The organism is Amycolatopsis sp. CB00013, assembly GCF_001905755.1.
Lineage (GTDB): Bacteria > Actinomycetota > Actinomycetes > Mycobacteriales > Pseudonocardiaceae > Amycolatopsis > Amycolatopsis japonica.
Map to the genome: position 1 here is coordinate 1,292,298 of NZ_LIWC01000003.1, position 22,706 is coordinate 1,315,003.

Below are 22,706 nucleotides of genomic sequence, written 5' to 3' on the forward strand. Positions count from 1 at the left end.
GTGGCCACCTGCGCCGGAAAGAGGACGCGGAAACCGGGAAGCATCCGGTGTGCTCCGGTGTTGGTCATGCTTATATCCGGGAAAACTCTCGACTAATATCGAGGTTTTGGGGGCGAAGAGAGGGTTCTCATGGACAACACGTGGACGCTGATGAACTCGGCGATGAAGTCGGCCGACGTTCCGAAGGGGCTGCACAAGGGCACGCTCCGCCGCGTCGCACGGTTCGCCAGGCCGCACTGGCGGAGGTTGCTGATATTCCTGGTGCTCACCGTCGTCTCGGCGGTGCTGGCGGTGAGCACGCCGGTGCTGGCCGGGAAGGTGGTCGACGCGATCGTCGGCGGGCACGACGTCGCGCTGGTGGTGTGGCTGGCCGTGGTGATCGCGGCGTTGGCGCTGATCGACGCCGGGCTCGGCCTGGCCGAACGGGCGCAGTCGTCGAGGATCGGCGAGGGGATCATCCTCGACCTGCGGCTCGCGGTGTACCGCCACGTGCAGCGGATGCCGGTCGCGTTCTTCACGCGCACCCGCACCGGCGCGCTGGTGAGCAGGCTCAACAACGACGTCATCGGCGCGCAGCGCACGTTCACCGCCACGCTGTCGGGGCTCGTCACCAACGTGATCCAGCTGGCGCTGTCGCTGGTGGTCATGGTGACGCTGTCGTGGCAGGTCACCCTGCTGGCGCTGGTGCTGCTGCCGGTGTTCATCCTGCCGACGCGGCGGCTCGGGCGGCGGATGGCCGCGCTGCAGCGGGAGGCAGGCGGGCTCAACGCGTCGATGACCACGCAGATGACCGAACGGTTCTCCGCACCGGGCGCGACGCTGGTGAAGCTGTTCGGAGACCCGGAGCGCGAGGCGGGCGAGTTCGGCGCGCGGGCCGGGCGGGTGCGCGACATCGGCGTCCGCACGGCGATGCTGACGCGCTGGTTCCTGACCAGCCTGACCACGGTCTCCGCGCTGGCGCAGGCGCTGGTCTACGGCCTGGGCGGCTACCTGGCGCTGACCGGGGCGCTCGCGCCGGGCACCGTCGTGGCCTTGGCGTTGCTGCTGACCAGGCTGTACTCGCCGCTGACCGCGCTGGCGAACGTCCGGGTGGACGTGATGACCGCGCTGGTGTCGTTCGAGCGGGTCTTCGAGGTGCTCGACCTCAAGCCGATGATCGAGGAGAAGCCGGACGCACGACGCGTTCCCGAAGGTCCGGTTTCGGTGGAGTTCTCCGATGTCCGGTTCGGCTACCCGGCGGCGGACCGGTACTCGCTGGCTTCACTGGAGGACGTGTCCACTTTGGATCACCGGGGTGGCGAGGAGGTGTTGCACGGCATCAGCTTCCGCGCCGAACCCGGGCAGATGGTGGCACTGGTGGGATCGTCGGGCGCCGGCAAGTCGACGATCGCCTCACTGCTGCCGAGGCTGTACGACGTCGACGCCGGTTCGGTCCGGTTGTCCGATGTGGACGTTCGAGAGCTGAGTTTCGCCTCGCTGCGGGAAACCGTCGGCGTGGTGACCCAGGACGGGCACCTCTTCCACGACACCATCCGCGCGAACCTCGAGTACGCGCGGCCCGGGGTCACCGACGACGAGATCTGGTCGGCGCTGGAGAAGGCGCGCCTTGCCGAGTTGATCCGCGAGCTGCCGGACGGGCTGGAGACCGTGGTGGGGGAGCGGGGGTACCGGCTTTCCGGTGGCGAACGGCAGCGGCTGACCATCGCCCGGCTCCTGCTGGCTCAGCCGAAGGTCGTCGTCCTCGACGAGGCGACCGCGCACCTGGACTCGCAGTCCGAAGCGGCCGTCGGCGAGGCGCTGACCGACGCACTGGACGGGCGGACCGCGCTGGTCATCGCGCACCGGTTGTCGACGGTGCGGGCGGCGGACCAGATCCTGGTGATCGAGCACGGGGAGATCGTCGAGCGGGGGACGCACGAAGAGCTTCTCGCGCGCGAAGGTCGCTACGCGTCGCTGTACTTGACGCAGTTCTCGGAGGAGCCTGCGGCCGCGTGACCGGATGCCAGGAACGGTCCTTTCCTTGCAAATTTCGCAAGGAAAGGACCGTTCCTAGCACGCCCGGGTGGATGAGAGGCCCGGTCACGCGAGGGCGGGGGAGGCGAAGGTCGCGTTCACCAGCGCCATCTTCCGCGGATCGTCCCGCATGAGCGGCCCCATCCGGTTCATCGTGTAGCCGAAGGCGATCCCGCTCTCGGGGTCGGCGCCGCCGGACGAGCCGCCGAGCCCGTCGTGCCCGAACGCGCGCGGGTTCGGGCCGAAGCCGCGTTCCTCGCTGCCGAGGTAGAACCCCAGCGCCCATTCGTTGCCCAGCCCACCGACGACGTCGGCCTCCCGGCCCTGCCCTTCGCGGGCCGTCGCGAGCGCCTCGGCCGAGAGCAGCCGCCCGGAGGCGACCGCGCCGTAGATGGTCGCGATGGCCCGGGCGGTGCCGTGTCCGTTCAAGGCGGGCAGGATCGCGCGCCGCCAGGCGGGATCGTTGGCGTCACGGCCTTGGACGCGCGGGTTCGCCAGCGCCGCGAGGGCGACCGGGCCGGCGTTGGCGAACGCCTGGGTCAGCGCGGTTTTCATCTCGTCGCTCAGCACGGGCTCGACGAGGGTGGAGCAGCGTGCCAGATCGTCGTCGGAATCCAGGCCGATCCGGAAGTCCGCGTCCAGCGGACCGGCGATGTGCTCGGCGAAGTACGCGCGGACGTCCTGGCCGCTCACCCGGCGGATCACCTCGCCGACGAGGAAACCGAACGACAACGCGTGGTAGCCGCTGGCCGTGCCCGGTTCGAAGAGCGGTGGCTGCGCGGCGAGCAGTCCGGTGATGTGGTCCCAGTCGTAGAGTTCCTCGACCTTGACCGGCCGCTCGACGCCGATCCCGGTCACCCCGGAGCGGTGCGAGAGCAGCCATCGCACGGGAATGTCCTGCTTGCCCGCGGCCGCGAACTCCGGCCAGTACTTCGCGACGGGCGCGTCGACGTCGAGCGCGCCGGTGTCGGCGAGGTGGTGCGCGCAGAGCGCGGTCATGCCCTTGGTGGTCGACCAGACGTTGGTGAGCGTGTCCGCGCGCCACGGCGTCGTCCGGTCCGGATCGGCCCAGCCCGCCCAGAGATCGACCACGGTCTCGCCGTGCCGGGTCACCGAGAACGCGGCGCCGATCTCACCGCGTCCGGCGAAGTTCTCCTCGAAGGCGGCCCGGACGGGTTCGAAGCCCGCCGCGCAGTCGCCGTGGATCTCGGTCATGGCGCGGACCTCCCGTGGGGACACCGACCGGTCGGTATGTGACCGTAGAAGTGTCGCGGGGACGAGTCAAGAGGCCCGTCCCCGCGAATCGCTACCGCAGGGCCGGGACCCGCGCGCCGTACTTGGCCAGCAGCGCGGCGTTGGCCTCGTCGCCACCGTCCACGTTGGAGCTGCGCCACAGCGGGATGTCGACGCCCTGCGCCGCACCGAGGTCCACGACCTCGGCGAGTACGAGGTTCCAGAGGAACGCGTTGATCACTGTGGACAGTGGCGCGGTCCGCGGCGCCTCCGGCGGGTAGCTCGAGTCGCCGGGACGGACGTGCGAGTCGAGCACGATGTTCGCCTCTTCGATCAGCGTCGTGGCCGCGCGCTTGGGCGCCGCGGCCACGGAGGCGGCCGAACTCACCGCGATGACCGACGCCCCACGCTTGCGCGCCCCGGCGGCCAGTTCGACCGGGTACGGGTTGACACCCGACGTCGAGAACACCACCAGCAGATCGTCCGGACCGGGGGCGCGCTCGGCGAGCACCTCTTCGGCGAGCCCGGAGCGGCGCTCGGTCTTGGTGCTGTGCTGAGCGCCGTGCAGCGGCAGCAGTTCGGGGTGGTAGACCGGGTAGACGCAGGCGAGCCCGCCGGCCCGGTAGAAGGTCTCGGCGACCGCGGCCAGCGAATGCCCCGCCCCGGCGGTGAACACCAGGGCGTCGGCCCGGATGACCCCCAGGATCAGCTCGGCCGACTTCCGGATCTGCTCCGCGTTACCCCGTTCGGCCTCCGCGAGCCGTTCGGCGACGTCTGCACAACGTTCGGTGGTGCTCACCACATCCGCCCTTCCGTCTGGAGATCAGCGACGAATGTATCGCGTGGACCAATCGCCGAAGTGGAATACATGGGGTCATGATCGAGGTTGACCCGATCACTGCGGCCGGGGTTTCGGAGACTGGAGGGTCCAGGGTGAGCGAGGCTGATCCCGCGGTGCGGACTTGGCGAGCACGCGGCCAGGTGAAAGCCGTGGTGCTGGTACTGCACGGCGGCGCGGAGCACAGTCATGCCCGCGTGGCGCCGTGGCGGCTGGCGTACCAGCGGATGGTGCCGCTGGCGAAGGGCGTGCACCGGGCGGGCCGGGGGCACGGGGTCGAGGTGCGGCTGCTGCGCAACCGGATCTACGGCTGGAACGACCACGGCACCGACGCGCTCGCCGACGCGCGCTGGGCCTTGGCGCGGATCCACGACGATCACCCCGGCGTGCCGGTGATCCTCGTCGGCCACTCGATGGGGGGACGGGTCGGCCTGCGCGTGGCCGACGATCCGGCCGTCATCGGGGTCTGCGCGCTGGCACCGTGGACACCGCCGGGTGAACCCATCGACGCCGTCGGCGGCCGCGCGGTGCTGATCGCGCACGGGACCAAGGACCGGATGACGGATCCGGTGGCATCACACGCTTTCGCCGAACGCGCCGAAAAGGTGACATCGCGGTCGGCGCGGTTTGAAATCGGTGGCGAGGGGCACGCGATGCTGCGAAGGTCTCGGGTCTGGAACCGTCTGGTACGGGCATTCGCGCTCGAGCTGATCGAAGCCGGGGGCACTGACGAAACGCTGAGCGGAGCCTGGGATCGGCCGAGCTCGGAGCGGCTGCGGATCCCGGTCTAGACCGGGCGGGAGGGAGTACCCATGTCCACGTCGAGCGTCGATCGGACGGCAGGTTCGGCCGGCCTTCCCGGTCCCGACGAAACCCGGTGGCCGGGATTGGCCACCCCACCGCATTCCCCGTTCCGGGCGCGGATCGCCGAACAGTTGTTCCGGCACGCGGTGCGCCCGCTGAACGTCCGCGTGCGCATGCCCGACGGCTCGCAGCTGGGCGCGGGCGGCCCGGACGCGCCCGAGATGCGGCTCAACCGTCCCGCCGCCTTCTTCCACCGCCTCGGCGTGGACGCGAAGATCGGCTTCGGCGAGGCGTACATGGTCGGCGACTGGACGAGCGACGCGCTCGCCGAGGTGCTGACCCCGTTCGCGGAGCGGATGGCGACGCTCATCCCGCCGTTGCTGCAGCGGTTCCGCCGCTTCGTCGACCGCGGTCACCCGGACGGCGAGGAGAACACCGTCGAGGGCGCGCGGGCGAACATCCATCGTCACTACGATCTGTCGAACGATCTGTTCGGCGCGTTCCTGGACCCGTCGATGATGTACTCGTCGGCGTTGTTCGGCCCGGACGACGACCTCACCGCCGCCCAGCACCGCAAGATCGACAGCGTCCTCGACTACGCCGGCGTCCGCGAAGGCAGCACGGTGCTCGAAATCGGCACCGGCTGGGGCGAACTCTCGATCCGGGCCGCCGCGCGCGGGGCCACGGTCACGTCACTGACCATCTCCGAGGAGCAGGCGAAGCTGGCGACCGAACGCATCGCGGCGGCGGGTTTCGCCGACCGCGTCGACGTCCGGCTGTGCGACTACCGCGACTCCTCCGGTGAGTACGACGCGGTGGTGAGTGTCGAGATGATCGAAGCGGTCGGGGAGGCGTACTGGCCGACGTTCTTCGAGACCATCGGGAAGCGGCTGAAGCCGGGCGGCAGACTGGGGCTCCAGGCCATCACCATGGACCACGAGCGCATGCTCGCCGCGGCCCGTTCGTACACCTGGGTGCACAAGTACATCTTCCCCGGCGGGCTCATCCCGTCGACCACCTCCGTCGAACAGGGCCTGCTGGAGCACGCGCGGTTGAGGCTGGAGGGGGTGCGCGAGTTCGGTCACGACTACGCCCGCACGTTGCGGCTGTGGCGGGAGAGGTTCACCCAGCGGTGGGACGAGATCACCGAACTGGGCTTCGACGACGTCTTCAAACGGATGTGGGAGTTCTATCTGGCGTACTCCGAAGCGGGGTTCCGGTCGGGGTATCTCAAGGTCCACCAGTTCGGATTCGCCGAAACCGGACGGTGAGCACCACCCAACCGATGCGGGGTGCCGGACGTCCTTCACCTAGGGTCTGCGGTTGACTGGCCCCACACGCGAGATCGGGACGGGTGATTCGGCATGACGTATGGAGGCGACGACCGAGGGCGACGGCTGCCGCCACAACGGCCGCCGTCCGGCCGCCCCCGGCGGCATCAGCCCGCGCAGATGATGCCGCTGCCGGGCCGGGGGAGCAGCCCGTACGACGAGCGGACGACGCCGATGGGGCACGGGGGCCAGGAGCGCCCCGCCGGCCCGCCTCCGCGCCGTCCAGGCCCGCCGCAGCCCCCTCCTGGGCGCCCGATGGACGACGCGCGGGCGCCGCGGCGGCGTAAGCGCTGGGGCTTCGGCAAGGTGCTGCTCACGTTGCTGACCGTGTTCGTGGTGTTCCTCGCCGGCGTGTGGGTGTACCTGGAGTTCTCGATCAACCGCGTCGACGCGCTGGCCGACTACTCCGGCCGCCCCGTCGCGGCCGAGGGCACCAACTGGCTGATCGTGGGCTCCGACAGCCGGGACGGGCTCACGCCCGAAGAGCAGGAGAAGCTGGTCACCGGTGACTCCAAGGCCGCGGGCGGCGGCAAGCGGACCGACACCATCATGATCGCGCACGTCCCGTCCAACAGCGTCAAACCGACGCTGCTGAGCCTCCCGCGCGACTCGCAGGTGAGCATTCCGGGGCACGGCAAGAACAAGATCAACGCGGCGTTCTCGATCGGGGGCCCGACGCTGCTCGCGCAGACCGTCGAAGGCGCCACCGGCCTGCGCATCGACCACTACGCCGAGATCGGCTTCGGCGGCTTCGCGAAGATCGTCGACGCGATCGGCGGGGTGCACATGTGCGTCGAGAAGCCGATGGAAGACACCCTCACCAAGATCAAGATCCCCGCGGGCTGCCAGGACCTCCAGGGCCCGCAGGCGCTCGGGTTCGTCCGCATGCGGCACAGCGACGCGACCCCGCGTTCGGACCTCGACCGCGTCGCCAACCAGCGGAAGTTCATCGGCGCGCTGGTCAGCGAGATCGGCAGCCCCGGCACGTTGCTGAACCCGTTCACGCTGTTCCCGCTGCTGTCGACCGCGCCGGACGCGCTGACCATGGATTCGGGCGACCACGTGCACAACCTGGTCGGGCTGGCGCTGGCGATGCGCGGGATCTCGTCGGGCGGCGTCGTCACCACGACGGTGCCGGTGACCAATGGCTCGGCGGAGAACTGGGACAAGACGAAGTCGAAGCTGCTGTTCGACGCGTTGAAGAACGACACGGAGATCCCGGACAGCGCGATCCTGACCTGATCTTCCGCCGGGTGTCATGAAAGGGTCGTTCAGGACGAAAGATGTCCTGAACGACCCTTTCATGACACCCGCGAAACCCGTTCGGCGCCGAAAACCGGAGGCGCCCGCAGCCGAGGCACGTCACCATGGGCGGATGGAAGCGCCCGCCGAAACCCTCGCCGACGAAGTCGTCACCCTGCGCCGCTGGAAGCCCGAGCAGCTCGAAACCCTCGCCGCCGTCGCGGGCGACTCCGCCGAACACCTCGGCGCCTGGATGATCTGGGCCACCTACGGTTACGGCCGCCGTGAAGCCGCCGACTTCCTGGAGCGGTCCGCGAAGAACTGGGCCGACGGCAAGACCTACGACTTCGCGATCCTCGCGGGGGAGGATCTCGTCGGCGGCGCGGGCATGATCACGCATCCGGACCGGATCGAGATCGGCTACTGGCTCGGCAGGCACCACACCGGCCGCGGCTTCGTGACCAGGGCCGCGAAGCTGTTGGCCGACGAGGCCTTCCGGCTCGGCGCGCCGGAGGTCGAGATCCGGCACGACGAGAAGAACCTCGCGAGCGGTGCCGTACCCGCGCGGCTGGGGTTCACGATGATCGGCGAGGAGCCCGCCGAACCGCCGCACGCCCCCGCCTGCGCGGGCGTCGACCGGTTCTGGCGGCTCAAGCGTCCTTAGTCTTGCGCTCGCGCAAGGCCGCGAGGGCCTTGTCGGCGTGCACGGTGAACTTCAGCTCGCTCTTGATCACTTCGAGCACCTTGCGGTCGGTGTCGATGACGAAGGTGTGCCGTTTGGCGTGCAGCGGGCTGAATTTGCGCCAGACGCCGAACTGTTTCGCCACCACACCGTCCACATCGGACAGCAGGGGATAGTCGAAGCCGTGTTTGGCGGAGAACTCCTGCTGTTTGGCGACGTCGTCCGGGCTGATTCCGACGCGGTGTGCGCCCACTTCGGCGAACTCCGCGGCCAGGTCGCGGAAATGGCAGCTTTCCGCGGTGCAGCCGCTGGTCATCGCGGCGGGGTAGAAGAACAGCACCACCGGGCCGGACGAGAGGAAGTCCGACAGGGTGCGCTCTTCGCCCTTGTCGTCGGGCAGCGTGAAGTCCGGGGCGAGGTCACCTTGGTCCATGGAGCGATCCTGTCACGTCAGTGGGCGTGCCGTTCGATCAGCTCGTCGACCTCGTCCCCGGTCGCGGAATCCGCGATGAACGAACCCCGCGCCGCGAGGACGCCGTACCGCCGCAGCCGTTCGGCCTGTTCGTGGCTGTGGACGCCTTCCGCGCCGATGCGCAGTTTCAGCTCCTTGGCCCTGGCGACCAGCTGGCACAGATGGCGGACGTCGGCGTCGTTCTCGCCGTCGGCCAGCGCGTCGACGACCGGGCCGGACAGGATCACATGGCGGACGGGCAGCCCGTGCCGCGGGATGAGCTCCAGATCGTCCGAACCGGAGATGGTCAGCACGAGCTGTGCGCCCAGATCGGCCAGTACGGCGAAGGAATCGAGCACCTCGCCGCTCGCGTCGAGCACGGAATCGCGGTCCGTGCACAGCCGCAGCGCCTGTGCGGGCAGGTTGTGCCGGTCGAGCTGTTCCTTGACCAGCAGGACCAGATCGGGCTCGATGGCCAGCCGGGTCGGCAGCCGTACACAGACGTCGGGGGCGGCGTCGCCGAACCTGCTCCGCCATCGCGCGGTGGCGGCGAGCGATTCGGCCAGCAGCCACCGGCCGAGCGGGATGGTCATCCCGGTGATCTGTGCCAGCGGATAGAACTCGTCGGAGTCCAGTTCGCCCTTCTCCGGATGGCTCCAGCGCAGCCCGGCGTTGACGGCCGCCAGCTGGTCGGGATTCGCGAGCTTCACCGTCGGCTGATAGATCAGCGAGAATTCGCCGTTCTCCAGCGCGCCCGCGATGACCGCGCCGAGCTGGTAGCGGCCACGGTCACGCGCGTCGAGCTCCGGGTCGAACAGCATCCACTGCGCCTTGCCCGCCTCCTTGGCGCGGTGCAGGGCGATTTCCGCGGCCCGCAACAGGTCTTCGGAGCCGCCGTCGGCGACCGGGCGGACGACGATACCCGCGCTCGCGCTGACCCCGATCCCGTGCCCGCCGAGGTAGATCGGTTCGGCGAGTTCTTCCAGCGCCTGCTCGACCAGGGCGATCACCTGGGGCGGCGTGAAATCGCCGCGCAGCAGGACGGCGAACCCGTCGCCGGACAGCCGGGCGACGGAACCCTCGTGCCTGCCGGCGAACACGGACCTGAGCTTCGTCGCGACGCCGCGCAGCACCTGGTCACCGATGCCGGCGCCGAGCCCGTCGTTGATCACCTTGAAGCCGTCGATGTCGAGATAGACGAGGGCGACCTGCTCGCCGCCGGAACCGGCGAGCGCGGTTTCGAGGGCGTTGCCGAACGCGGTGGCGTTGGGCAGGCCGGTCAGCACGTCGTGCACGTTCTGGTGCCGCAGTTGTTCCTGCAGCAGGTGGATCTCGTTGGCGTCGGCGACCATCAGCACCGGATAGGTCGTACCGGGCCGGTCACCGGGGAGATCGGTCAGGGTCACGTCGCCCCAGAGCGGGCCTTCCTCGCTGTGGGTCAGCAGCAGGCGTTCCTGTTGGGTCGGCCGGCCGTGCGTCATGAGCTGCGCGAGCGCGTTCCGCAGGCGGGCGACGTCGTGTTCGGCGGAGCCGAGGTCGGGGATCTCCCGGCCGCGCAGTGAGGAGGGACGACAACCGAGCAGACGGCCGAGCGCGGCGTTCGCCTCCACGATGGTGCCGTTGGCGTCGGCGAGGGCGATCCCGATGGGAGAGGCGGAGTAGAGCTTGGAGAAGCGCTGCAGAGCCGGCTGATGCTCGGGCTCGGCACGGACGGCGTCCTCGGCGACGCCGAGCAGGAACCGTTCGAGTTGCTCCTTGGGAAGCGATACTCCTTTAGTGTCAGCGAGCGTCTCGGCCCATCTCCGGGCCACGTCCACCAACCCTGGCGCGGAACCAGGTTCGGGCACACTTCACCTCTTCATGCGCGGTTGATGGCCAGCTCAGACCGGGTGTCCGAGCCCACGGACCCACACTAGGTATGAGCCGACCGGGTGTAGTGCCACGGCACCATGCGCGATCCGGGGTGTCTACCGGCTGAAAGGGTGATCGCTGCTACACGAGTGGTGACCGGAAGTTACCAAGAGTGCTCGATCGTGGGCATGGATTCACCGAGGCGTCAGGTGGATCGGCAGGCCGTCCGCCGGCACGGGCAGCGACACGTAATCCCAGCGCGCGGTGTAGCCCTCCGGGACCGACCAGCGATACGCCCGCAGCATCTCGTGCAGCAGCGCCTTCACTTCGAACGTCCCGAAATGCAGGCCGATGCACTTGTGCGCCCCGCCGCCGAACGGCATCCACGCGTAGCGATGCGACTTGTCCTCGCGGCGATCCTCACCGAAGCGGTCCGGGTCGAACCGCATCGGATCCGTCCAGTGCTCCGGCGAGAAATGGTTGACGGTGGGGGAAACCCCGACGAGTGTCCCTTCGGGAATGAAATGCCCGAGAACCTCGGTGTCCTTAACGGTTTTCCTGGTCAGGGAAGGAACCGGGGCCACCAGACGCAGGGCTTCCTTGATCACCAGGTCCAGCGTCGTCAGGGTCTCCAGCGCTTCGATGTCGGGTACGTCGTCGCCGAGCGCGAGCGACTCCCGGCGCGCGCGTTCCTGCCACTCCGGGTGCTTGGCGAGGTGGTAGACGGCGGCGGCGCTGGTGATCGTCGACGTGTCGTGCGCGGCCATCATCAGGAAGATCATGTGGTTGACGACGTCGGCGTCGGTGAAGCGGTCGCCGTCCTCGGTGGTGGCGTGGCACAACGCGGTGAAGAGGTCGTCGCCGTCGCTCGCCCGTTTCGCGGGCAGGTTCGCCGAAAAGTAGCGTTCGAGGACCTTGCGGCCGTGCAGTCCCGCCGCCCAGCGGCCACCGGGGACGGGGAACCGCACGATGGCCGTGCCCGCGCGCACGGAATTCACGAACGCGCGGTTGATCGCGGCCGCGTCGTCGCCGGAACTCATGCCCATGAACACACGGGTCGCGACGTCGAGCGTGAGTTGCTTGAGGGACCAGTAGATCCGCGGGTTCGGCCGGTCGGCCCACGCGGCGATGCCGTCGCGCAGGGCCGGGCCCATCTGGTCGACGTAACCGGTGAGCCGCTGCCGGGTGAAGGCCGCCTGCATGATCCGGCGGTGCAGATGGTGCTCGCCGAAGTCGAGCAGCATCAGGCCGCGGTCGAAGAACTGCTCGATGAAGAACTTCCAGCCTTCCTGGGAGAAGGCCTTGTCCTTGTTCACCAACGCGATCTGGGTGGCCTCCGGTCCGGTGAGCGCGACGATGCGGCGCCCGAACGCGCCCATCCACGACACCGGTCCGTAGGTCTCGTAGCGTTTGAGGCCGAACTCGATGCCGAAACGCATGAAGTCCAGCGCGTGCCCGATGACCGGTGGGCCTTCGTCGCCGAGGACGGGTTTGAGGCCAGGAGGGGCGGGAGCGAGTTCGCGGACCGGCCAGGTCGCGCCGAGCCAGCGCTGGTCGACCGAACGCGGCAGGGGGATCGAGGTGAGCGGCGGAACCCGCTCGCGCAGCGCCCCGGTGACCTTTTCGACGGCGTTCGCCATGGTGACCATCTCCCCGCTGAGACCGGTTACCGCTCCACCATCGCACCCTTATTGACGCCTTGACAATACCTCGATGGAAGTTCCGTGAAGGCCTCCTTGAGGGACCCAGGGTCCCTCAAGGAGGCCTTCACGGACCGGTCAGGCCAGTTCGGAGCGGACCGTGTGGGCGGCCGCGACGAGGTTCCGCAGGGCCGGTTCGACCTCGGCGTAGCCGCGGGTCTTCAGGCCGCAGTCCGGGTTGACCCAGATCCGCTCGGCGGGCACGGCGCCGACGGCGGTCCGCAGCAGGCCGCTGACCTCCTCGACGCCCGGGACGCGCGGCGAGTGGATGTCGTAGACACCCGGCCCGACGCCGCGGCCGAAGCCCGCCGCGCCGAGATCGGTGACGACCTCCATCTTCGACCGCGCGGCCTCGATGCTGGTGACGTCGGCGTCGAGCGCGTCGATCGCCTTGACCACCTCACCGAATTCCGAATAGCACATATGCGTGTGGATCTGGGTGGCGTCGTCGATCCCGGAAGTCGCCAGCCGGAACGACGAAACCGCCCACGCGAAGTACGCCTCGTGCGCCGCCGCGCGCAGCGGGAGCAGCTCCCGCAACGCCGGCTCGTCCACCTGGATGACGCGGATGCCCGCCTCCTGCAGGTCGTGCACCTCGTCGCGGATGGCCAGCGCCACCTGACGGGCGGTCTCGCCCAGCGGCTGATCGTCGCGGACGAACGACCACGCCAGGATCGTCACCGGTCCGGTCAGCATGCCCTTGACGGGTTTGCCGGTCAGGCCTTGGGCGTAGCGCGCCCACTCGACGGTCATCGGCTCCGGACGCGAGACGTCGCCGTACAGGATCGGCGGACGGACGCACCGCGAACCGTAGGACTGCACCCAGCCGAAGTCGGTGGCCGCGAACCCGGCCAGCCGCTCGGCGAAGTACTGCACCATGTCGTTGCGCTCGGGCTCACCGTGCACCAGCACGTCGAGGCCGAGGTCCTCCTGCAGCCGGACGACGCGCTCGATCTCCGCCTTCATCGCGGCTTCGTAGCCCGCGTCGTCCAGCGAACCCGCCTTGTGCGCGGCCCGCGCCTTGCGGACGTCGGTGGTCTGCGGGAACGAGCCGATCGTCGTGCTCGGCAACGGCGGCAGGTTCAACGCGGCCTGCTGAGCCGCCGCCCGCCGAGCATAGGGGGAGCGGACGGTGTCCTCCGGCCGCAGCGCCTCCAGCCGGGCGCGGACCCCGCTGTCGGCCAGATCGGCCGCCGTCGCGCGATCCGTGGCCGCGGCGCGGGCGGCGGAGAGGTCGACTCCCTCTTCTTTCAACGCGCGCCCGAGCAGAACGACCTCGTCGACCTTCTGCCTGGCGAAAGCGAGCCAGCCCTTCAGTCGCGGGTGAAGCCCGTCCTCCCGTTCGACGTCGTAGGGCACGTGCAGCAGCGAGCAGGACGTCGACACGCTGACCGACTTCGCGGTGCCCAGCAACGTCGCCGCCCGGCTGAGCGCGCGGGTCGGATCCGTGCGCCAGACGTTGCGCCCGTCCACGACACCGGCCAGAACCTCTTTGTCCCGCAAGGCGGGTTCGGAGGCGACGGCGTCCACAAAGGACTCATCGGACACGAGATCGACGGCGATCGCGTCGATCGGGGAGCGGGCGAGCACGCCGAGTCCGCGTCCGAGCCCGCCGAAGTACCCGGCGACCAGGATCTTCGGCCGCGCGGTCTCCTTCGCGAGCCGGTGGTAGGCGCGGATGAGCGCGTTGAGTTCCCGTTCGCTGCGATCGGCGGCGAAGGCGGGCTCGTCGAACTGGACCCACTCGACGCCTTCGTCGTGCAGACGGCGCAGTAGGTCGACGTAGCCGTCGAGAAGGTTGTCGAGCAGCTCCAGCGGACGGAAGCCCTCCGGAGCCGTCCCGGCCGGCTTCGCGAGCAGCAGGAACGTCACCGGGCCCACCAGCACCGGCCGGGTCTCGACGCCGATCGCGCGGGCTTCGCGGTACTCGTCCAGCGGTTTGGTGCCGGTGAGCGAGAACGTCGTTTCCGGGCCGAGTTCGGGGACGATGTAGTGGTAGTTCGTGTCGAACCATTTCGTCATCTCCATCGCCGGCGCGTCCTGCACCCCGCGCGCGGCGGCGAAGTAGGTGTCGAGCGGCGAGAGGCCGAGCGTGGTGAAGCGCTCCGGCAGCGCTCCGAACAGCTCGGTGGTGTCGAGTACCTGGTCGTAGTGGGAGAACGTGTTGGAGGGGACGGAATCCAGTCCCGCGTCCTTGAGTTCCCGCCAGGCGCGGGTGCGCAGCGCGCGGCCGGTGCCGAGCAGTTCGGCCTCGTCGATCCTGCCCGCCCAGTAGCGTTCGAGTGAACGCTTGAGTTCCCGGTCCGGTCCGATCCGGGGGTAGCCCAGCACTGTCGTGCCGATTTCGGTCACAGCTCTCTCCTCGCGAGCTTGTCGTCGGAGCCCGGAGCGCGCAGGAGTGACCGCCGTTCGGTCGTGCCCATCCCACGAGGCCCGGACTCACGCACGCCGTCGGCGCGCGTACCACGGGCAGGTCTTCGGACTCGTGGGCGACTCGCTCGCTCCTACCGGCCGTCGCTTCCCGGGGCGCCATGTCCCAGTGCTTTACCGTGTCTCGCACGGTGACGGCTTTCGTTCCCACATACCGCTGCGGGGCAGTCCCGGATTCGCACCGGGTTCCCTGTTACCTCGACCGGCCTGGGAGGCCGGGCGAACCAGTAGCACTCCGGAGCGTACCGCGAAGGAGAAGTACATGAAGGCCCCCTTCCTGTACCTAGGCGCAAGGAAGGGGGCCTTCATGTACTACGTGTCGGTGATCAGTCCCAGTCGAGGGCGCCACCGGACTGGTACTCGATGACGCGGGTCTCGAAGAAGTTCTTCTCCTTCTTGAGGTCCATCGCCTCCGACATCCACGGGAACGGGTTCTCGGTCTCGCCGAAGATCGGCGCGAGGCCGATCTGCTGCGCCCGCCGGTCGGTGATGAAGTGCATGTACTGCTCGATCAGCTCGGCCGAGAGCCCGAGCATGCCGCGCGGCATGGTGTCGCGGGCGTAGGCGACCTCGAGTTCGCACGCCTCGGTCAGCATCGTCCGGATCTCCGCCTGGAACTCCTCGGACCACAGGTGCGGGTTCTCGATCTTGATCTGGTTGATGCAGTCGATGCCGAAGTTCAGGTGGATCGACTCGTCGCGCAGGATGTACTGGTACTGCTCGGCGATACCGATCATCTTGTTCCGGCGGCCGAGCGAGAGGATCTGCGCGAAACCGGTGTAGAACCACATGCCCTCGAAGATCACGTAGAACGCGACGAGGTCACGCAGGAAGTTCTGGTCGGCTTCCGGGGTGCCGGTCTCGAAGTCCGGGTTCTCCAGGTTCTGCGTGTACTTCAGCGCCCACGCGTCCTTGTCCGAAATGGACGGGACCTCGCGGTACATGTTGAACAGCTCGCCCTCGACCAGGCCGAGGCTTTCGCAGATGTACTGGAAGGTGTGCGTGTGCACGGCCTCCTCGAACGCCTGGCGCAGCAGGTACTGGCGGCATTCGGGGTTGGTGATCTGCCGGTACACCGCGAGCACGATGTTGTTGGCCACCAGCGATTCCGCGGTGGCGAAGAAGCCGAGGTTGCGCTTCAGCATGGTGCGCTCGTCCTCGGTGAGGCCGTCGGGCGACTTCCACAGCGCGATGTCGGCCTGCATGGCGACCTCGGTCGGCATCCAGTGGTTGTTGCAGCCGGCGAGGTACTTCTCCCACGCCCAGGTGTACTTCATCGGCAGCAGCTGGTTGACGTCGGCGCGGGCGTTGATCATCCGCTTGTCGTCGACGTTGATGCGGGCGGCGCCGACTTCGATCTCACCGAGGCCCGTGGCGTCGGCGGAGGCGTCAAAGGTGGTCATGAAAGCTCACTTCACGAGTCGGGGGTCGTGAGTGGCGATTCGGGTTCTAACCCGAATCGCCACTCACGACGATGTCTTACTGGCAGGCTTCGCAGTCGGGGTCGTCGATCCGGCAGGCGGCGCCTTCGGTGGCGACGAAGTCGACGTCCGAGACCTTCGGCATCTCCTTCGGCTCCGGCTTGGCGGCCGGGGCAGGAGCGGTCACCGGCACGGCCGGAACCGCGGCGGAAGCCGACGGCGCGGGCGAAGCGGCGGGAGCCGGGGCGGCGGCGGGCTTCGGCGAAGCGGGTGCGGCGGGGGCCGGGGTGGCCGAGACCGCGTTCAGCTTGCCGTCGGTGCCGCGCAGGGTGCTCTTCTCCACGTGCGTCGCGGACCGGGCCCGCAGGTAGTACGTGGTCTTGAGGCCCTTGTGCCAGGCGTAGCGGTACAGCTCGTCGAGCTTGCGGCCGCTGGGCGCCGCGATGTACAGGTTCAGCGACTGGGCCTGGTCGATCCACTTCTGGCGCCGCGAACCGGCGTCCACCAGCCACTTGGACTCGATCTCGAACGCGGTCGCGTACAGCGCCTTCAGGTCGTCCGGCACGCGGTCGATCTGGCCGAGGCTGCCGTCGAAGTACTTCAGGTCCGAGACCATGACCTCGTCCCACAGCCCGCGCTCCTTGAGCGAGCGGACCAGGTGCGGGTTCACCACGGTGAAGTCGCCGGACATGTTCGACTTGACGAACAGGTTCTGGAACAGCGGCTCGATCGACTGCCCGACGCCGCAGATGTTGGAGATCGTCGCGGTCGGCGCGATCGCCATCACGTTGGAGTTGCGCATGCCGACGGTCTTGACCCGCTCACGCAGCGGCGCCCAGTCCAAAGTGGACGAGGTGTCGACGTCGAGCGCGTCGCCCTGTCGCGCGTCGATGAGCAGCTGCATCGAGTCGATCGGCAGGATTCCCTTGCTCCACAAGGAACCCTCGAACGTCTGGTACTGGCCGCGCTCCTCCGCGAGGTCGGTCGACGCCGAGATCGCGTAGTAGCTGATGTGCTCCATGCTCGTGTCCGCGAACTGCACGGCCTCGTTCGAGGACAGCGGGACACCGATCTCGAACAGCGCGTCCTGGAAGCCCATCAGGCCGAGGCCGATCGGGCGGTGGCGCAGGTTGGAGCGGCGCGCCTCCGGGATCGTGTAGAAGTTGATGTCGATCACGTTGTCGAGCATGCGGACCGCGGTGCGCACGGTCTTCTCGAGCCGCTTGGTGTCCAAGCCGTCGGGGGTGACGTGCTTGAGCAGGTTCACCGAGCCGAGGTTGCAGACCGCGACCTCGTCGGTGGTGGTGTTCAGGGTGATCTCGGTGCACAGGTTGGACGAGTGCACGACACCCACGTGCTGCTGCGGCGAACGCAGGTTGCACGGGTCCTTGAAGGTGATCCACGGGTGGCCGGTCTCGAACAGCATGGTCAGCATGCGGCGCCACAGGTCGACCGCGCGGACCTTGCGGAACACCTTGAGCTCACCGCGTTCGGCGGCGGCCTCGTACTCGCGGTAGCGCTCGGCGAACGCGTTGCCGTAGAGGTCGTGCAGGTCCGGGGTCTCGTTCGGCGAGAACAGCGTCCACTGCGCGTCGGCCTCGACCCGGCGCAGGAACTCGTCCGGCACCCAGTTCGCGGTGTTCATGTCGTGCGTACGACGACGGTCGTCACCGGTGTTCTTGCGCAGGTCGAGGAATTCCTCGATGTCCACGTGCCAGGTCTCGAGGTACGCGCAGGCCGCGCCCTTGCGCTTGCCGCCCTGGTTCACCGCGACCGCGGTGTCGTTGGCGATCTTGAGGAACGGCACGACACCCTGCGACTGGCCGTTGGTGCCCTTGATGTGCGCGCCGAGGCCGCGGACCGGGGTCCAGTCGTTGCCGAGACCGCCCGAGTACTTCGCCAGCAGCGCGTTGTTCTTGTACGCCTGGAAGATCGAGTCCAGGTCGTCGTCGACCGTGGTCAGGAAGCAGGACGACAGCTGCGGACGCGTGGTGCCCGAGTTGAACAGCGTCGGGGTGGACGCCATGAAGTGGAACGTCGAGAGCAGCTCGTAGAACTCGATGGCACGAGCCTCACGGTCGTCCTCGCGGATCGCCAGGCCCATCGCGACGCGCATGAAGAACGCCTGCGGCAGCTCGAAGCGGACCCCGTCGTGGTGCTGGAAGTACCGGTCGTACAGGGTCTGCAGGCCGAGGAAGCCGAAGTCGAGGTCGCGTTCGGCGTGGATGGCCGCGGTGATTTTGTCCAGATCGAAGGTCTGCAGCTCGGCGTTGACCAGCTCAAGCTCGATGGCGCGCTTGAGGTAGTCCCGGAAGTACTGCGGGTACCGGGTGGTCATCTCGTCCTGGCTGGCCTGCTGCGGCACGCCCGCGAGGTAGCTGAGGGCCTCGCCGCGGAGCTTGTCCGCGAGCAGCCGGGCGCTGACGTAGGAGTAGTTCGGCTCCTGCTCGACGAGCACGCGCGCGGCCATGATCTGCGCGAGGGCGAGCTCGTCGGCGCTGATGCCGTCGTAGAGGTTGCGCTTGGCCTCGGCCAGCACCGGCTCCGCCGAGACGTCCTCGAGGCCGGAGACGGCCTCGCCGACGACGTGCGAGACGCGGGCCCAGTCGAGCGGGCGGAGCGAACCGTCGGCCGCCTTGACGCTGATGGCGACGTCGGACGACGCGGGCTTCTCGGCCTCGCGGGCCTTCGCGCGCTCCTCGCGGTACAGGACGTACGCGCGGGCGACCTTGTGGTGCTCGCCGCGCATGAGCGCGAGCTCGACGATGTCCTGGATCTGCTCGATGTGCAGCGCGGTCTCGGGACCGGCGTGGCGGAGCAGGGTGGTCTCGATCTGCTCGGTCAGTTCCTTGACCAGGTGGTGGATCCGCGACGAAGCGGCCGCGTCACCGCCCTCGACGGCGAGGAAGGCCTTGGTCACGGCGACCGAGATCTTGTTCGCGTCGAAGGGGGACACGCTGCCGTCCCGCCGGATGACTCGCACGGTCGCGGGCGTGGTGTCCGAGGACGAGGGCGGCCGCTGACCGGTTTCCACTGACATGCATGTCTCCAAAAGGGCGCGTTGAAGCACCACAAGGCCTCACAAGGCCGTGCGCTGCACGTTCACAAAGCTGTCCGACCACCGCTCCCGAGCGGTCTCCCCGTCGCTGGGCGGTGCCGGTTCCCAGAGACTACATGTAGGGGTCGGAGGCTGCACGTGCCCCAATGGGTGGCGTGTCGTCGGCTCACCCTGGCGGGTTAGACGATCACGCTGAGCGGCTGGTCAACCGCCGAAGACGATCTTGAAATCGCGCAGGCAGGCGTTCAGGACGGGCCGCTGACCGGCCAGGAAGCCGAACGGCCCGGACTCGTTGATCCGCCAGTCCGCGGCCGCCGGACAAGGCCTCACCTTCGCCCGGACGGGGCTCCTTTTGAGACGGCCGTCCAGCATTTGGACGACGTCGAAGGCCGCGGGCATCCGTACCGGGAGGCTCGGGCGGGGCGTGAAGGCCGCCGTCGCGATCCAGTCTTCCTGTGTGGCCGCCGAGGCGGTGAAGGTCCGTCCGTGGGCGAAGTCGAGCGCGGCGAGATCCTTGGGGATGCCCCACAGTGCCCGCCCGCCGGCGAGCGAGACCTCGCTGTCGACCCAGATGTCGGTGATGGAGCTGGAGAGGCGCTCGCCGCGGACCGCGACCGTCGCCAGCAGCTCGTGGTACTGGAGCTGCCCGGGTTCCTGGTAGTCGATCCAGGCGGTGAACACCTGGGCGCGGCCGCCGACCACGATCGGCTCGACGCCGCCGGGCAGTGCGGGCAGTTCGCTCACCGGGACACGCCAGATCGACAGATATGCCTGACCGGCCAGGTTCCAGGGCTCCGGGGGATACGCGGTCACTTGTTCAGCCATGGCAGGTAGGCGGGCTGGTCGGTGTCGACGCGCATGGAGAACTCCGGTGGTCGTTTCTGCAGGAAGGACACGACGCCTTCGACCGCGTCCGGGCTGGAGCCCAGGCCGCCGATCAGCCGGGAGTCGAGCTCGTGCACGGGGAACGGCGATTCCGCGCTCGCCATCCGGTACAGCAGCTGGCGGGTCACGGCGACCGAGACCGGCGACGTGGTCGCGGCGATCTCGCGAGCGAGTTCGCGTGCCTTGCCGAGCACTTCTTCTGGCTCGTGGACACTGTGGACCAGTCCGGCGGTCTTCGCCTCCTCGGCGCCGAAGACGCGGCCGCTGATCATCCAGTCGAGTGCCGTGCCCATCCCGACGAGCCGGGGAAGGAACCACGCGGACGCGCCTTCGGGGTAGATCCCGCGGCGGACGAACACGAAGCCGAACCGGGAGTCCGTGGAGGCGAGGCGGTAGTCGCACGACAGGGTGATCGTGACGCCGCCGCCGACAGCCGCGCCCCGCAGGGCGGCGATCACCGGCTTGTTCATCGTGAAGATCCGCTTCGAGCAGCGTCCCGCCGGCTCCTGCCACGCCGCGTCCGGCCCGGTCTCCGGATCGAAGTCGAAACCGCCCTGCGTGAGGTCGGCGCCCACCGAGAAATCCTTGCCGTTGCCGGTCAGGATCACCACCCGGACGTCCTCGTCGCGGTCGGCGCGATCCATCGCGTCGCCGAGTTCGTCGGCCATGCGGATGGTGTAGCCGTTGCGGGCCTCGGGCCGGTTGAGCGTGACCGTCGCGATGCGGTCTTCGACCTCGTAGGTGATTTCGGCGTACGCGCTCATGACGTGAAAGTAAGCCAGTGTTGACAAGGTGTCAACAAGACTCATTCGACGTCGTCCAGATGGTCCGCGTAGTACTCGACCGCTCGCCGGTATCGCCGGACGCCGTCGTCCGCGCTGGTCGCGGCGAGCACCTTCAACAGGGTTCCCGCCGCCTCGCGCGCCTCGCCGGCGTTGTAGAGCGCCATCGCGAGGAACGTCCTCAGTGCCGCGTCGTCCGGGAACTCGCCGAGACCGCGCCGCAGGGTCGCGAGCGACTCCTCGTACCTGCCGAGGACGCGGTACGTGCTGCCGAGCCCGACGAACACCCCGTGCCTGTCCTCTGTGGACAGACCCTCGCCCGCGAGCGCCTGCTCGTAGAACGGGGCCGCTTCGGCTTCCAAGCCGGCCGAATCGTGGGCCCACGCGGTCTGGTAGGCGATCACGGCGTCCCGTGGATTCCTCTCGGCCAGCTCGATCAGCCGCAGGCGCGCCTCGTCGGTGCCCTGCTCCCGTAGCCGGATCGCCTCGTTCACGCGGCGGTTCCGTCGAACGGCGGATAGGTCTCGGCGCCGACCCGCTCGGCCACGACGATGTACTCGGCCAGCGCGTCACGCGACCGGTTCAGCTTGGCCAGCTGCTCGTCCAGGCGACCGAGCCGCTCGCGCATCGCGGCCAGCAGCTCGGGACAGCCGATCAGCTCCGGTTCCTCGCCGATCGCGCAGGGGAGCAGGTACGCGATGTCCTCGGACGAGAGGCCGGCGGCGAGCAGGTGGCGGATCTGCCTCACCCGCAGCAACGCCGTCTCGTCGTACTCGCGGTAGCCGTTCGTGCCGCGGCTCGCCTCCAAGAGGCCCTGCGCCTCGTAGTAGCGCAGCTGATGGGCGTTGACGCCCGTCCGGTGACTCAGTTCACCGATCTTCATCGCTTTCCCCACTTGACCTTCATACCGGTATCAACGTTGACGATCGTGCCATGACAGACAAAACGAACACTCCGATTTCGGTCGTCGGCCTCGGCCTGATGGGCACCGCGCTCGCCCGCGCGTTCCTGAAGGCCGGGCATCCCACCACCGTCTGGAACCGGACGGCCGCCAAGGCGGACGCGCTCGTGGCCGAAGGCGCGCGGCTCGCGCCCACGATCGGTGACGCGCTCGGCGGCGTGACGATCGTGTGCCTCACCGACTATTCCGCCGTGCGCGAACTGCTCGGCGACGCCGGTCTCGACGGCGCGACCCTGGTCAATCTCACCTCGGGCGACTCCGCGCAGGCGCGGGAAACCGCCGCCTGGGCCGAAAAACACGGCGCCCGCTACCTGGACGGCGCGATCATGGCCATCCCGTCGTCGATCGGGACCGACGAGTCGGTGATCCTGCTGAGCGGACCGCGGCCGGACTTCGACCTCGGCGCGCTCGGCACGGTCAGCCACCTCGGCGAGGATCCCGGCCTCGCCTCCCTCTACGACGTCGCCGGCCTGACGATGATGTGGAGCGTCCTGAACGCGTGGCTCCAGGGCACCGCGATGCTCAAGACGGCCGGTGTCGACGCCGCGACGTACGCGCCGTTCGCGCGGCAGATCGCCGCCGGGGTGGCGGACTGGCTGCCCGGCTACGCGGAGCAGATCGACAAGGGTTCGTTCCCCGCCGAGGTGTCGGCGTTGGAGACCGACGCGCGCGCGATGGCGCACATGGTCGAGGAGAGCGAGGCGCTGGGTGTGAACGCCGAGCTGCCGAAGCTGATCAAGGCGATGGCCGACCGCGCGATCGCCTCCGGGCACGGGGGTGAGCAGTATCCGGTGCTGATCCGGGAATTCGAGCGGCCGGGGAGCTGAGCTGCCCCGCTGTCCGTGAAGGCCTCCTTGAGGGACCTCTGCTAACCATCGGTGTGTGGGTTGCCGAGGCGATGTCGCGCGGAGGTTGTGGGAGATGGGATTCGGTGTCCCCAATGTGGCATTGGGGACACTGGGCTGCGATGAGGATCGGGTTCCCTCGATGCCCGACCGGCCTCGGAACGGTCGCCGGCCTGGTC

General features: G+C 68.8%; 18 protein-coding genes and 1 riboswitch. Of the genes, 6 read left to right on the plus strand and 12 right to left on the minus strand.

Going from position 1 to position 22,706, the window contains the following annotated elements; all coding sequences use genetic code 11:
- Nucleotides 1-129 precede the first annotated feature (129 nt).
- Nucleotides 130-1,995 carry an ABC transporter ATP-binding protein gene (locus AMK34_RS25640; RefSeq protein ID WP_038515457.1) on the plus strand — a complete coding sequence of 622 codons (1,866 nt, stop codon included), beginning with the start codon at nucleotides 130-132 and terminating at the stop codon, nucleotides 1,993-1,995.
- An 84-nt stretch (nucleotides 1,996-2,079) separates the two neighbouring features.
- On the opposite strand, the gene AMK34_RS25645 is transcribed toward AMK34_RS25640, so the two are convergent.
- Both AMK34_RS25645 and AMK34_RS25650 read right to left on the minus strand, forming a co-directional pair.
- A complete protein-coding gene (locus tag AMK34_RS25645) occupies nucleotides 2,080-3,228 on the minus strand; it encodes a serine hydrolase domain-containing protein (RefSeq protein ID WP_073847028.1) in 1,149 nt (382 codons plus the stop codon).
- 91 nt (nucleotides 3,229-3,319) lie between these two features.
- Nucleotides 3,320-4,048, minus strand: a complete 729-nt coding sequence (locus AMK34_RS25650) for an SIS domain-containing protein (RefSeq protein WP_037344077.1) — start codon at nucleotides 4,046-4,048, stop codon at nucleotides 3,320-3,322.
- A gap of 131 nt (nucleotides 4,049-4,179) precedes the next feature.
- Between AMK34_RS25650 and AMK34_RS25655 the strand changes: the two genes are divergently transcribed.
- The 4 genes from AMK34_RS25655 to AMK34_RS25670 all read left to right on the plus strand — a co-directional run bounded on the left by AMK34_RS25655 (nucleotide 4,180) and on the right by AMK34_RS25670 (nucleotide 8,125).
- Nucleotides 4,180-4,875, plus strand: a complete 696-nt coding sequence (locus AMK34_RS25655) for an alpha/beta hydrolase (protein WP_073847029.1) — start codon at nucleotides 4,180-4,182, stop codon at nucleotides 4,873-4,875.
- Nucleotides 4,876-4,896: 21 nt separating this feature from the next.
- Nucleotides 4,897-6,159 (plus strand): SAM-dependent methyltransferase, encoded by a 1,263-nt coding sequence (locus AMK34_RS25660; protein WP_038515452.1) that lies wholly within the window; start codon nucleotides 4,897-4,899, stop codon nucleotides 6,157-6,159.
- A gap of 93 nt (nucleotides 6,160-6,252) precedes the next feature.
- A complete protein-coding gene (locus tag AMK34_RS25665) occupies nucleotides 6,253-7,461 on the plus strand; it encodes an LCP family protein (RefSeq protein WP_038515451.1) in 1,209 nt (402 codons plus the stop codon).
- 133 nt (nucleotides 7,462-7,594) lie between these two features.
- Nucleotides 7,595-8,125 (plus strand): GNAT family N-acetyltransferase, encoded by a 531-nt coding sequence (locus AMK34_RS25670; RefSeq protein WP_073847030.1) that lies wholly within the window; start codon nucleotides 7,595-7,597, stop codon nucleotides 8,123-8,125.
- Here AMK34_RS25670 and AMK34_RS25675 read toward each other — a convergent pair.
- The 10 genes from AMK34_RS25675 to AMK34_RS25720 form a co-directional block, all read right to left on the minus strand.
- Nucleotides 8,112-8,576 (minus strand): peroxiredoxin, encoded by a 465-nt coding sequence (locus tag AMK34_RS25675; RefSeq protein ID WP_073847031.1) that lies wholly within the window; start codon nucleotides 8,574-8,576, stop codon nucleotides 8,112-8,114. The genes AMK34_RS25670 and AMK34_RS25675 overlap by 14 nt on opposite strands.
- 17 nt (nucleotides 8,577-8,593) lie before the next feature.
- The gene (locus AMK34_RS25680) at nucleotides 8,594-10,405 is read right to left on the minus strand and encodes a putative bifunctional diguanylate cyclase/phosphodiesterase (RefSeq protein ID WP_073847192.1); all 1,812 of its coding nucleotides are present in this window, start codon (nucleotides 10,403-10,405) and stop codon (nucleotides 8,594-8,596) included.
- Between the two features lie 234 nt (nucleotides 10,406-10,639).
- Nucleotides 10,640-12,085, minus strand: a complete 1,446-nt coding sequence (locus AMK34_RS25685) for a cytochrome P450 (RefSeq protein ID WP_198941737.1) — start codon at nucleotides 12,083-12,085, stop codon at nucleotides 10,640-10,642.
- Nucleotides 12,086-12,223: 138 nt separating this feature from the next.
- Nucleotides 12,224-14,497 carry a 5-methyltetrahydropteroyltriglutamate--homocysteine S-methyltransferase gene (metE, locus tag AMK34_RS25690; protein WP_073847033.1) on the minus strand — a complete coding sequence of 758 codons (2,274 nt, stop codon included), beginning with the start codon at nucleotides 14,495-14,497 and terminating at the stop codon, nucleotides 12,224-12,226.
- Between the two features lie 99 nt (nucleotides 14,498-14,596).
- Nucleotides 14,597-14,819, minus strand: a riboswitch (cobalamin riboswitch).
- A gap of 82 nt (nucleotides 14,820-14,901) precedes the next feature.
- Nucleotides 14,902-15,978 carry a ribonucleotide-diphosphate reductase subunit beta gene (locus tag AMK34_RS25695; RefSeq protein ID WP_073847034.1) on the minus strand — a complete coding sequence of 359 codons (1,077 nt, stop codon included), beginning with the start codon at nucleotides 15,976-15,978 and terminating at the stop codon, nucleotides 14,902-14,904.
- A 76-nt stretch (nucleotides 15,979-16,054) separates the two neighbouring features.
- Nucleotides 16,055-19,036: a ribonucleoside-diphosphate reductase subunit alpha gene (locus tag AMK34_RS25700; RefSeq protein ID WP_073847035.1), complete on the minus strand. Its 2,982-nt coding sequence runs from the start codon at nucleotides 19,034-19,036 to the stop codon at nucleotides 16,055-16,057.
- A gap of 222 nt (nucleotides 19,037-19,258) precedes the next feature.
- Entirely contained in the window at nucleotides 19,259-19,879 is a 621-nt protein-coding gene (locus tag AMK34_RS25705; protein WP_073847036.1) for an acetoacetate decarboxylase family protein, read from the minus strand.
- On the minus strand, nucleotides 19,864-20,703 hold the full coding sequence (locus AMK34_RS25710) for an enoyl-CoA hydratase-related protein (RefSeq protein WP_038515439.1): 840 nt from the start codon (nucleotides 20,701-20,703) through the stop codon (nucleotides 19,864-19,866). The genes AMK34_RS25705 and AMK34_RS25710 overlap by 16 nt, the downstream gene beginning before the upstream one ends.
- A gap of 41 nt (nucleotides 20,704-20,744) precedes the next feature.
- Nucleotides 20,745-21,215: a tetratricopeptide repeat protein gene (locus AMK34_RS25715; protein ID WP_073847037.1), complete on the minus strand. Its 471-nt coding sequence runs from the start codon at nucleotides 21,213-21,215 to the stop codon at nucleotides 20,745-20,747.
- Entirely contained in the window at nucleotides 21,212-21,604 is a 393-nt protein-coding gene (locus AMK34_RS25720) for a MerR family transcriptional regulator (protein WP_038523787.1), read from the minus strand. The genes AMK34_RS25715 and AMK34_RS25720 overlap by 4 nt, the downstream gene beginning before the upstream one ends.
- Before the next feature lie 50 nt (nucleotides 21,605-21,654).
- On the opposite strand from AMK34_RS25720, the gene AMK34_RS25725 reads away from it, so the two are divergent.
- Nucleotides 21,655-22,509 carry an NAD(P)-dependent oxidoreductase gene (locus AMK34_RS25725; RefSeq protein WP_073847038.1) on the plus strand — a complete coding sequence of 285 codons (855 nt, stop codon included), beginning with the start codon at nucleotides 21,655-21,657 and terminating at the stop codon, nucleotides 22,507-22,509.
- Nucleotides 22,510-22,706: the final 197 nt, after the last annotated feature.

Bases quoted from the DNA above. Each gene is read 5' to 3' on its own strand.
- AMK34_RS25695 (WP_073847034.1), bottom strand. From the start codon at position 15,978: ATGACCACCTTTGACGCCTCCGCCGACGCCACGGGCCTCGGTGAGATC.
- AMK34_RS25645 (WP_073847028.1), bottom strand. From the start codon at position 3,228: ATGACCGAGATCCACGGCGACTGCGCGGCGGGCTTCGAACCCGTCCGG.
- AMK34_RS25720 (WP_038523787.1), bottom strand. From the start codon at position 21,604: ATGAAGATCGGTGAACTGAGTCACCGGACGGGCGTCAACGCCCATCAG.
- AMK34_RS25705 (WP_073847036.1), bottom strand. From the start codon at position 19,879: ATGGCTGAACAAGTGACCGCGTATCCCCCGGAGCCCTGGAACCTGGCC.
- AMK34_RS25725 (WP_073847038.1), top strand. From the start codon at position 21,655: ATGACAGACAAAACGAACACTCCGATTTCGGTCGTCGGCCTCGGCCTG.
- AMK34_RS25665 (WP_038515451.1), top strand. From the start codon at position 6,253: ATGACGTATGGAGGCGACGACCGAGGGCGACGGCTGCCGCCACAACGG.
- AMK34_RS25710 (WP_038515439.1), bottom strand. From the start codon at position 20,703: ATGAGCGCGTACGCCGAAATCACCTACGAGGTCGAAGACCGCATCGCG.
- AMK34_RS25660 (WP_038515452.1), top strand. From the start codon at position 4,897: ATGTCCACGTCGAGCGTCGATCGGACGGCAGGTTCGGCCGGCCTTCCC.
- AMK34_RS25670 (WP_073847030.1), top strand. From the start codon at position 7,595: ATGGAAGCGCCCGCCGAAACCCTCGCCGACGAAGTCGTCACCCTGCGC.
- AMK34_RS25640 (WP_038515457.1), top strand. From the start codon at position 130: ATGGACAACACGTGGACGCTGATGAACTCGGCGATGAAGTCGGCCGAC.
- AMK34_RS25685 (WP_198941737.1), bottom strand. From the start codon at position 12,085: ATGGCGAACGCCGTCGAAAAGGTCACCGGGGCGCTGCGCGAGCGGGTT.
- AMK34_RS25675 (WP_073847031.1), bottom strand. From the start codon at position 8,576: ATGGACCAAGGTGACCTCGCCCCGGACTTCACGCTGCCCGACGACAAG.
- AMK34_RS25700 (WP_073847035.1), bottom strand. From the start codon at position 19,036: ATGTCAGTGGAAACCGGTCAGCGGCCGCCCTCGTCCTCGGACACCACG.